The sequence below is a fragment of the Pseudomonas fuscovaginae SE-1 genome (assembly GCF_000364705.1).
GTDB classification, from domain to species: Bacteria; Pseudomonadota; Gammaproteobacteria; order Pseudomonadales; family Pseudomonadaceae; genus Aquipseudomonas; species Aquipseudomonas fuscovaginae_A.
Map to the genome: position 1 here is coordinate 1 of NZ_AQOH01000022.1, position 10,196 is coordinate 10,196.

Sequence of the window (10,196 nt, forward strand, 5' to 3'; positions counted from 1 at the left end):
CAGCCGAGCGCGGCGGTGCGGCGTCCCGACAAGCCCGCTCGCCACAAAGTGGTACGGCGCCCCGACGCGGGCTTGTCGGGGTGTCAGCCACCGCGAACAAAGCGCCTCGATGTTCCTGCCAAAAAAAACGCCGCGGGCCCAGGGCCGGCGGCGTTCTTCCTTCTATTACCGCAACCGCTTACACGGTATGCAGGTACCAGTTGTACTCGAGGTCGGAGATGGAGTGTTCGAACTCCTCCAGCTCACTTTCCTTGCAGGCGACGAAGATATCGATGTACTTCGGATCGATGTACCTGGCCATGATCTCGCTGTCGTCCAGCTCGCGCAGGGCATCACGCAGGTTGTTCGGCAGGCTCTGCTCGTTCTGCTCGTAGCTGTTGCCCTCGGTCGGTGCCGGTGGCTCGACCTTGTTGGTCAGGCCATGGTGCACGCCGGCCAGGACCGAGGCCATCAGCAGATACGGGTTGGCGTCGGCGCCGGCCACGCGGTGTTCCAGGCGTACGGCGTCCGGCGAGCCGGTCGGTACGCGCAAGGCCACGGTGCGGTTGTCCAGGCCCCAGCTCGGCGAGTTCGGTACGTAGAACTGCGCGCCGAAACGGCGGTAGGAGTTGACGTTGGGGCAGAGGAAGGCCATCTGCGCGGGCAGGGTCTCGAGCACACCGCCGATCGCGTGACGCAGCGCGGCGTTCTGCTCGGGATCCTCGCTGGCAAAGATGTTCTTGCCGTCTTTGTCGAGCACCGAGATATGGACATGCAGGCCATTGCCTGCCTGGCCCGGGTAGGGCTTGGCCATGAAGGTGGTGTCCATCTCATGGTCGTAGGCGATGTTCTTGATCAGGCGCTTGAGCAGCACCGCGTAGTCACAGGCCTTGATCGGGTCGGCCACGTGGTGCAGGTTCACCTCGAACTGCGCCGGGGCACTTTCCTTGACGATGGCGTCGGCCGGAATCCCTTGCTCCTTGGCACCTTCGAGGATGTCCTGGAGGCAGTCGACGTATTCGTCGAGATCGTCGATCAGGTAGACCTGTGTCGAGTGCGGGCGTTTGCCGGAGATCGGCGAGCGGGGCGGTTGCGGGCGGCCATTCACGTTCTCCTGATCGATCAGGTAGAACTCGAGTTCGAAGGCGGCGCAGATGGTCAGACCGAGGTCGTCAAACTTGCTTACAACTTGGCGGAGCACTTCACGGGGGTCGGCGAAGAAAGGTTCGCCTTCCAGTTCGTGCATGGTCATCAACAGTTGCGCGGTGGGGCGTTTTTGCCAGGGTTCGTTGCTCAGGGTGCCGGGGATCGGATAACAGATCCGGTCGGCGTCGCCGATGTCCAGGCCCAGGCCGGTGCTTTCCACCGTCGAGCCGTTGATGTCCAGGGCAAAAAGGGAGGCCGGCAGGTTGATGCCTTTCTCGTAAACCTTGTGGAGGCTGGTGCGTTCGATGCGCTTGCCTCGCACCACACCATTCATATCCGCAATCAGAAGGTCGACGTAGAGAACCTCAGGATGTTCCTTAAGGAACACGTTCGCTTCGTTAAGCTGAACGGCACGCGGGGGTACCGACATGATGCAACACCTTTGTTGTTAAAAATATCAATCATTGATCTTTTCTGGTTTCAGTCAACCCGAACGGCATGCCGAAGTCAAGCGAGGCAATTTCTGCCCTGAAAAAGCGCTCGAGTGGCTTTTTTGGGGCATTTTGGGGCGGTTTTTTCCCCGAGAACCGCTTGGGTACCGCAGGCTTGAGCGGGCCGTGTTGTATTTTTTACGGGGGTGTTGTGTAAAAAAATGAACAAGGCTAAGCTCGATTAAAACCCATAACAGCAATAATACCGGGGTGCTTCATGTCTCGCCTGCCGTTGATCGGCGTCACCGCCTGCTCTAAACAGGTCGGTTTGCATGGTTATCACATCAGTGGTGACAAGTATGTCCGCGCAGTCGCAAGTGCTGCCAAGGGCTTGCCGCTGATCATTCCATCCCTGGCGGAACTGTTCGAACCGTCCGATATTCTGGACAGCGTCGATGGCCTTCTTTTCACCGGCTCTCCCTCCAACGTCGAACCGCATTTGTACGGTGGCCCGGCCAGCGCGCCAGGCACTGCTCATGATTCCGCACGCGACCGCACCACCCTGCCGCTGATCCGTGCCGCCGTGGCGGCGGGTGTGCCGGTGCTGGGTATCTGCCGCGGCTTCCAGGAAATGAACGTGGCGTTTGGCGGCAGCCTGCACCAGAAGGTTCATGAAGTGGGAACCTTTATCGATCATCGTGAAGACGAGAGCCAGCCGCTGGAGGTCCAGTACGGTCCGGCGCATCCGATGCTTGTGGAGCCGGGTGGTGTCCTGGCAAGCCTGGGCCTGCCGGCGCAGTTCGCGGTCAACTCGATTCACGGCCAAGGTGTCGATCGTCTCGCCACGGGGCTGCGGATCGAGGCGCGGGCCCCGGATGGCCTGGTCGAGGCGGTCTCTGTAGCAGGCGGCAAGGCTTTTGCTTTAGGGGTGCAATGGCATCCGGAATGGCAGGTCCTGTCCAATCCGGTCTACCTCGCCATTTTCCAGGCTTTTGGCGAGGCCTGCCGAAAACGGGCAAAACAACGCGACACTGATGCTTTAACGAGCGCCTGACTTCTATTATGTAGCTCAGGAAACCCAGCCCAGAGGCACTTATGAGTAACAACCTCGACCAGCTCACCGATTGGTTGAAAGACCACAAGATCACAGAAGTCGAATGCATGATTGGCGACCTCACCGGCATCACCCGCGGCAAGATCTCGCCGACCAACAAGTTCATCGCCGAAAAGGGCATGCGTCTGCCCGAGAGTGTCCTGTTGCAGACCGTGACCGGCGACTACGTCGAAGACGACATCTATTACGAACTGCTGGACCCGGCCGACATCGACATGATCTGCCGCCCCGACGGCAACGCGGTGTACCTGGTGCCCTGGGCCATCGAGCCGACCGCGCAGGTGATCCACGACACCTACGACAAGCAGGGCAACCCGATCGAGCTGTCGCCGCGCAACGTGCTCAAGAAGGTCCTGAAACTCTATGCCGACCGTGGCTGGCAGCCGATCGTGGCGCCGGAAATGGAGTTCTACCTGACCAAGCGCAGCGACGACCCGGACTATCCGTTGCAGCCGCCGGTGGGCCGTTCCGGCCGTCCGGAGATCGGTCGCCAGTCATTCTCCATCGAGGCGGCCAACGAATTCGACCCGCTGTTCGAGGACGTCTACGACTGGTGCGAACTGCAGGAACTGGACCTCGACACGCTGATCCACGAGGATGGCACGGCGCAGATGGAAATCAACTTCCGTCACGGTGACGCCCTGTCCCTGGCCGACCAGATCCTGGTGTTCAAGCGCACCATGCGCGAAGCGGCGCTCAAGCACGACGTCGCCGCCACCTTCATGGCCAAGCCGATGACCGGCGAGCCGGGCAGTGCCATGCACCTGCACCAGAGCATCATCGACATCCAGACCGGCAAGAACATCTTCTCCAATGAGGACGGCACCAAGAGCGAGCTGTTCCTCAACCACATCGGTGGCTTGCAGCGGCTGATTCCCGAGCTGCTGCCGCTGTTCGCACCGAACGTCAACTCGTTCCGCCGCTTCCTGCCGGACACCTCGGCACCGGTGAACGTGGAGTGGGGCGAAGAGAACCGTACCGTCGGCCTGCGGGTGCCGGATGCCGGCCCGCAGAACCGCCGGGTGGAAAACCGCCTGCCGGGCGCAGACGCCAACCCCTACCTGGCGATCGCCGCCAGCCTGCTGTGCGGCTACATCGGCATGGTCGAAGGCATGACACCCAGCGCGCCAGTGGTCGGTCGTGGCTACGAGCGGCGCAACCTGCGCCTGCCGCTGACCATCGAGGACGCCCTGGAGCGCATGGAAAACAGCAAGACCATCGAGAAGTACCTGGGCAAGAAATTCATCACTGGCTACGTCGCGGTAAAGCGGGCCGAGCATGAAAACTTCAAGCGTGTCATCAGTTCGTGGGAGCGGGAATTCCTGCTCTTCGCCGTCTGATGCAGCGGGCGCGGCGGGCAACTGGCTGCGCCCTCACTGGAATCTAGGAGATCCGTATGACCAGCAACAACCCGCAAACCCGTGAGTGGCAAACCCTCAGCAGTGATCATCACCTGGCCCCCTTCAGCGACTTCAAGCAATTGAAGGAAAAGGGCCCGCGCATCATCACCAACGCCAAGGGCGTCTACCTCTGGGACAGCGAGGGCAACCAGATCCTCGACGGCATGGCCGGCCTGTGGTGCGTGGCGGTCGGGTATGGACGCGACGAGCTGGCTGACGCCGCCAGCCGGCAGATGCGCGAACTGCCCTACTACAACCTGTTCTTCCAGACCGCCCACCCGCCGGCGCTGGAGCTGGCCAAGGTGATCTCCGAGATTGCGCCCGAGGGCATGAACCATGTGTTCTTCACCGGCTCCGGCTCCGAAGGCAACGACACCATGCTGCGCATGGTTCGCCACTACTGGGCGATCAAGGGTCAGCCGCAGAAGAAAACCATCATCAGCCGCAAGAACGGCTACCACGGCTCCACCGTGGCCGGCGCCAGCCTCGGTGGCATGACCTACATGCACGAGCAGGGCGACCTGCCGATCCCGGGCATCGTCCATATCCCGCAGCCGTACTGGTTCGGTGAAGGCGGCGACATGAGCCCGGAAGCGTTCGGTATCTGGGCGGCCAACCAGTTGGAAGAGAAGATCCTCGAACTGGGCGTGGACAACGTCGGTGCGTTCATCGCCGAGCCGATCCAGGGTGCCGGTGGCGTGATCGTGCCGCCTGAAAGCTACTGGCCGCGGATCCGGGAGATCCTGGCCAAGTACGACATCCTGTTCGTCGCCGACGAGGTGATCTGCGGTTTCGGTCGCACCGGTGAGTGGTTCGGCAGCGATTTCTACGGCCTCAAGCCGCACATGATGACCATCGCCAAGGGCCTGACTTCCGGCTACATCCCCATGGGTGGCCTGATCGTGCGCGACGACGTGGTCGCGGTGCTCAACGAAGGCGGCGATTTCAACCACGGTTTCACCTACTCCGGGCATCCGGTGGCGGCGGCGGTGGCGCTGGAAAACATCCGCATTCTGCGCGACGAAAAGATCATCGAGCGGGCCAACGCCGAAACGGCACCCTATTTGCAGAAGCGACTGCGGGAACTGAACGATCATCCGCTGGTGGGTGAGGTTCGCGGTGTGGGTCTGCTGGGGGCCATCGAACTGGTCAAGGACAAGGCCACCCGGGCGCGCTATGAAGGCAAGGGCGTCGGCATGATCTGCCGGCAGTTCTGCTTCGACAACGGGCTGATCATGCGTGCCGTCGGCGACACCATGATCATTGCCCCGCCACTGGTGATCAGCAAGGCCGAGATCGACGAGTTGGTGACCAAGGCGCGTCAATGCCTGGACCTGACCCTGAGTGCGTTGCAGGGCTAGGTGCTAGGCTCTGAGCGGGAGCGGGTTGTCGGCGCTTTCGCCCGGAGTGATCAGAAAGGCGGGTCTTTCCTTGAAAGCCGGCCTTGGATCTTGCCAGACTACCCCACTGTTCCGAGTCGCCCGGAAATCGGCCGCCGAACAGCTGGTCAAAAAGAAAAATTTGGAGCATGACGCATGAAGGCATTAGGTTTGAAGAACGCTGGCAAGACTCTCCTGGCCCTGTCCCTGGCCGGAGCGATGGCCGGTGCCGCTCACGCGGACGATAAAGTGCTGCACGTTTACAACTGGTCCGACTACATCGCGCCGGACACCATCGCGAACTTCGAGAAGGAGTCCGGGATCAAGGTCGTCTACGACGTATTCGACAGCAACGAAACCCTGGAAGCCAAGCTGCTGGCCGGCAAGTCCGGCTACGACATCGTGGTGCCGTCCAACAACTTCCTGGCCAAGCAGATCAAGGCTGGCGTCTACCAGGAGCTGGACAAGTCCAAGCTGTCCAACTACGACAACCTGAACAAGTCGCTGCTCAAGGCGGTTTCGGTCAGCGACCCGGGCAACCAGCACGCCTTCCCGTACATGTGGGGCTCGATCGGCATCGGCTACAACCCGGAGAAGGTCAAGGCCGCGCTGGGCGTGGACAAGATCGACTCGTGGGACACCCTGCTCAAGCCGGAGAACATCGCCAAGCTCAAGAGCTGCGGCGTGAGCTTCCTCGACTCGCCGACCGAGATGATCCCGGTCGCGCTGCACTACCTGGGCCTGCCAACCGACAGCCAGAAGAAGGATGACATCAAGAAGGCCGAGGATCTGTTCCTGAAGATCCGTCCTTCGATCACCTACTTCCACTCGTCCAAGTACATCTCGGACCTGGCCAACGGCAACATCTGCGTGGCCGTCGGCTACTCGGGTGACATCCAGCAGGCCAAGTCCCGTGCCGCCGAAGCCGGTGACAAGGTGAAAGTCAGCTACGCCATTCCGAAGGAAGGTGCCGGCAGCTTCTACGACATGGTCGCCATTCCGAAGGACGCGGAAAACGTCGACGGTGCCTACAAGTTCATGAACTACCTGCTCAAGCCGGAAGTCATGGCGGCGATCACCGACAGCGTGCGTTTCCCGAACGGCAACGAGAAGGCCACGCCGCTGGTCGACAAGAGCATTACCAGCGACCCGGGTATCTACCCGCCAGCAGACGTGCAGGCCAAGCTCTACGCCATTGCCGACCTGCCTGCCGCTACCCAGCGTGAGCTGACCCGCAGCTGGACCAAGATCAAGTCGGGTAAATAATCCCGCCTGATGCAACACCGCTCCACCTGCTGGAACCGGGCTCTTCCGGGTACCGGTTCCAGCAGGACTGATATCAATCAAAGAAAACTTTTGCTGGATCGGCTTATCGAGGGTAAGTTGCGCGCCGGTTTTGTCATCGGGCGGTATATCGCCATATGGCCCGGGCAACTCAGGCCCAACTATTGAGAGGACCTCCGAGTGTCTATTTCTTTGTTTTGCAAGACTTTGCTGGTTGGCGCAGGCCTGACGCTGACTGTCAGTGCGTACGCTGCGCCGACTGTGCATATTTATAACTGGTCCGATTATATCGGCGAGAAAACCCTGGCCGATTTCGAGAAGGCCACCGGTATCAAACCGGTATATGACGTCTTCGATTCCAATGAAACCCTGGAAGGCAAGTTGCTGGCCGGACACACCGGGTATGACGTGGTGGTCCCGTCCAACCACTTCCTCGGCAAGCAGATCAAGGCCGGCGCCTTCCAGAAGCTCGACAAGTCGCTGCTGCCCAACTACGCCAACCTCGACCCGGTGCTGATGAAACGTCTGGAGAAGAACGACCCGGGCAACCAGTACGCGGTGCCGTACCTGTGGGGTACCAACGGTATCGGCTACAACGTCGAGAAGGTCAAGGCCGTGCTGGGCGTCGACAGGATCGACTCCTGGGCGATGCTGTTCGAGCCGGAAAACATCAAGAAGCTTTCCAGCTGTGGCGTGGCGTTCCTCGACTCCGCCGATGAAATGCTGCCGGCGGTGCTCAACTACATGGGCCTGAGCCCCAACAGCACCAACGAGAAGGACTACAAGGCGGCCGAGGAGAAACTGCTCAAGGTCCGTCCGTATGTCACCTATTTCAACTCGTCCAAGTACATCAGCGATCTGGCCAACGGCGAGATCTGCGTGGCGGCCGGCTTTTCCGGCGACGTGTTCCAGGCGAAGAAACGCGCCGAAGAGGCGAAGAAAGGCGTGGACATCGCCTACGTGATTCCCAAGGAAGGCGGCAACCTCTGGTTCGACATGCTGGCGATTCCCAAGGACGCCGGCAACGTCAAGGAGGCGCACGCTTTCATCAATTATCTGCTGCAACCTGAAGCGATCGCCCAGGTCAGCGATTATGTCGGCTATGCCAACCCGAACCCAAAGGCTGGCGAACTGATGGATCAGGCCGTGCGCACCGACGAAGCGGTTTACCCACCGCAAGCTGTTGTGGACAAGCTTTACGTCAACTCGGAACTACCCCCGAAAATCCAACGTGTGATGACCCGTAGCTGGACCCGGATCAAGTCGGGCAAGTAGTCCGCAAGGACTCGGGTCAAACCATTCAATGCCAGGCCGTCTGGGCCTCGCGGTAAATTTTGTTGGGAGTTTTGCAAATGGCTGTTGCCTCCGGCGCCTACAAGAAAGCCCTCGAGGGCGACCAATCACCCAAGCAGGTGTTGGTCAAGATCGACCGGGTCACGAAGAAGTTCGACGAGACGATCGCCGTGGACGATGTGTCCCTGGAAATCAAGAAGGGCGAGATCTTCGCCCTGCTCGGCGGCTCGGGTTCGGGTAAATCCACCTTGCTGCGCATGCTCGCGGGTTTTGAACGGCCGACCGAAGGCCGGATCTACCTCGATGGCGTGGACATCACCGACATGCCGCCCTACGAGCGGCCGATCAACATGATGTTCCAGTCCTACGCGCTGTTCCCGCACATGACCGTGGCGCAGAACATCGCCTTCGGCCTGCAGCAGGACAGGATCCCGAAGGCCGAGATCGATGCCCGCGTGGCCGAAATGCTCAAGCTGGTGCAGATGAGCCAGTACGCCAAGCGCAAGCCGCACCAGCTCTCCGGTGGTCAGCGCCAGCGGGTGGCCCTGGCCCGTTCCCTGGCCAAGCGTCCGAAGCTGTTGCTGCTCGACGAGCCCATGGGTGCTCTGGACAAGAAGCTGCGCTCGCAGATGCAGCTTGAGCTTGTCGAGATCATCGAGCGCGTCGGCGTGACCTGCGTCATGGTGACCCACGACCAGGAAGAGGCCATGACCATGGCTGAACGGATCGCCATCATGCACCTGGGCTGGATCGCCCAGATCGGCAGCCCGATCGACGTCTACGAGACCCCGACCAGCCGCCTGGTCTGCGAGTTCATCGGCAACGTCAACCTGTTCGAAGGCGAAGTGGTCGACGATGCCGAGAGCTACGCGCGCATCGCCAGCCCGGAGCTGGAGCGCGCCATCTACGTCGGCCACGGGGTGAGCACCTCGGTGCAGGACAAGCACGTGACCTACGCGATCCGCCCGGAGAAGCTGCTGGTCACCACCACCCAGCCGGAGTGCGAGCACAACTGGTCGCGCGGCAAGGTCCACGATATCGCCTACCTGGGCGGTCACTCGGTGTTCTACGTCGAATTGCCGAGCGGCAAGCTGGTTCAGTCCTTCGTCGCCAACGCTGAGCGCCAGGGCGCGCGGCCGACCTGGGGTGACGAGGTGTTCGTCTGGTGGGAAGACGACAGCGGCGTGGTACTGCGCTCATGAACATGCGAAAACTCAAGCGCCGCCTGCAACGAATAACCCCCTCTGGCCGTCATGTGGTCATCGGGATCCCGTTCATCTGGCTGTTCCTGTTCTTCATGCTGCCGTTCTTCATCGTCCTGAAGATCAGCTTCGCGGAAGCGGACGTGGCGATTCCGCCCTACACCGAGATCTACACCTTCGTCGAGCAGAAGCTGCAACTGGTGCTGAACCTTGGCAACTACTCGATGCTGGGGGACGACGAGCTGTACCTGGCGGCATACCTCGGTTCGTTGAAGATGGCGTTCATCAGCACACTGCTGTGCCTGCTGATCGGCTATCCGATGGCCTACGCTATCTCCAAGGCCCGCAAGGAAGTGCAGACCGTGCTGGTGCTGCTGATCATGATGCCGACCTGGACCGCGATCCTGATCCGCGTCTACGCCTGGATGGGCATCCTCAGCAACAACGGGCTGCTCAACGGTTTCCTGCTGTGGACCGGGCTGATCAGCGAACCGCTGCAGATCCTCAACACCAACCTGGCGGTGTACATCGGCGTGGTCTATTCGTACCTGCCGTTCATGATCCTGCCGCTCTACGCCAACCTGGTGAAGCACGATGCCAGCTTGCTGGAGGCCGCGTCCGATCTGGGTTCGAGCACCTTCAACAGCTTCTGGAAGATCACCGTGCCGCTGTCGAAGAACGGCATCATCGCCGGCTGCATGCTGGTGTTCATCCCGGTGGTCGGCGAGTTCGTGATCCCCGAGCTGCTCGGCGGTCCGGAAACCCTGATGATCGGCAAGGTGCTGTGGCAGGAGTTCTTCAACAACCGTGACTGGCCGGTGGCGTCCGCGCTCGCCGTGGTGATGCTGGCGATCCTGATCGTCCCGATCATCCTGTTCAACCGCAGTCAGGCCAAGGAAATGGAGGGCCGGGTATGAAGCGCTTCAGTTTCTCGAACCTGATGCTGGTGGTGGGTCTGCTGTTCATCT

Annotated in this window: 8 protein-coding genes; 7 read left to right on the forward strand and 1 reads right to left on the reverse strand. The window is 60.9% G+C overall.

Features of this window, described 5'->3' with window-relative positions; translation table 11 throughout:
• Nucleotides 1-178 precede the first annotated feature (178 nt).
• Nucleotides 179-1,555 carry a glutamine synthetase family protein gene (locus tag K675_RS0103255; RefSeq protein WP_020481031.1) on the reverse strand — a complete coding sequence of 459 codons (1,377 nt, stop codon included), beginning with the start codon at nt 1,553-1,555 and terminating at the stop codon, nt 179-181.
• A 278-nt stretch (nt 1,556-1,833) separates the two neighbouring features.
• Here K675_RS0103255 and K675_RS0103260 point away from each other — a divergent pair, with 278 nt between their 5' ends.
• The 7 genes from K675_RS0103260 to K675_RS0103290 all read left to right on the forward strand — a co-directional run bounded on the left by K675_RS0103260 (nt 1,834) and on the right by K675_RS0103290 (nt 10,145).
• Nucleotides 1,834-2,610 (forward strand): gamma-glutamyl-gamma-aminobutyrate hydrolase family protein, encoded by a 777-nt coding sequence (locus K675_RS0103260; protein ID WP_017902079.1) that lies wholly within the window; start codon nt 1,834-1,836, stop codon nt 2,608-2,610.
• A 41-nt stretch (nt 2,611-2,651) separates the two neighbouring features.
• Entirely contained in the window at nt 2,652-4,010 is a 1,359-nt protein-coding gene (locus K675_RS0103265; RefSeq protein ID WP_017902080.1) for a glutamine synthetase family protein, read from the forward strand.
• A gap of 56 nt (nt 4,011-4,066) precedes the next feature.
• Entirely contained in the window at nt 4,067-5,431 is a 1,365-nt protein-coding gene (locus K675_RS0103270) for an aspartate aminotransferase family protein (RefSeq protein ID WP_017902081.1), read from the forward strand.
• A gap of 174 nt (nt 5,432-5,605) precedes the next feature.
• Entirely contained in the window at nt 5,606-6,715 is a 1,110-nt protein-coding gene (locus K675_RS0103275) for a polyamine ABC transporter substrate-binding protein (protein WP_080635301.1), read from the forward strand.
• A gap of 198 nt (nt 6,716-6,913) precedes the next feature.
• Entirely contained in the window at nt 6,914-8,008 is a 1,095-nt protein-coding gene (locus K675_RS0103280; RefSeq protein ID WP_026144879.1) for a polyamine ABC transporter substrate-binding protein, read from the forward strand.
• Between the two features lie 77 nt (nt 8,009-8,085).
• The gene (locus K675_RS0103285) at nt 8,086-9,228 is read left to right on the forward strand and encodes an ABC transporter ATP-binding protein (RefSeq protein WP_017902084.1); all 1,143 of its coding nucleotides are present in this window, start codon (nt 8,086-8,088) and stop codon (nt 9,226-9,228) included.
• Nucleotides 9,225-10,145, forward strand: coding sequence for an ABC transporter permease subunit (locus tag K675_RS0103290; protein WP_026144880.1), 921 nt, complete (start codon nt 9,225-9,227; stop codon nt 10,143-10,145). Before K675_RS0103285 ends, K675_RS0103290 begins: the two co-directional genes overlap by 4 nt.
• Nucleotides 10,146-10,196: the final 51 nt, after the last annotated feature.

Excerpts from the sequence above, each read along its gene's own strand:
- K675_RS0103255 (WP_020481031.1), bottom strand. The coding sequence starts at position 1,555 with ATGTCGGTACCCCCGCGTGCCGTTCAGCTTAACGAAGCGAACGTGTTC.
- K675_RS0103260 (WP_017902079.1), top strand. The coding sequence starts at position 1,834 with ATGTCTCGCCTGCCGTTGATCGGCGTCACCGCCTGCTCTAAACAGGTC.
- K675_RS0103265 (WP_017902080.1), top strand. The coding sequence starts at position 2,652 with ATGAGTAACAACCTCGACCAGCTCACCGATTGGTTGAAAGACCACAAG.
- K675_RS0103270 (WP_017902081.1), top strand. The coding sequence starts at position 4,067 with ATGACCAGCAACAACCCGCAAACCCGTGAGTGGCAAACCCTCAGCAGT.
- K675_RS0103275 (WP_080635301.1), top strand. The coding sequence starts at position 5,606 with ATGAAGGCATTAGGTTTGAAGAACGCTGGCAAGACTCTCCTGGCCCTG.
- K675_RS0103285 (WP_017902084.1), top strand. The coding sequence starts at position 8,086 with ATGGCTGTTGCCTCCGGCGCCTACAAGAAAGCCCTCGAGGGCGACCAA.
- K675_RS0103290 (WP_026144880.1), top strand. The coding sequence starts at position 9,225 with ATGAACATGCGAAAACTCAAGCGCCGCCTGCAACGAATAACCCCCTCT.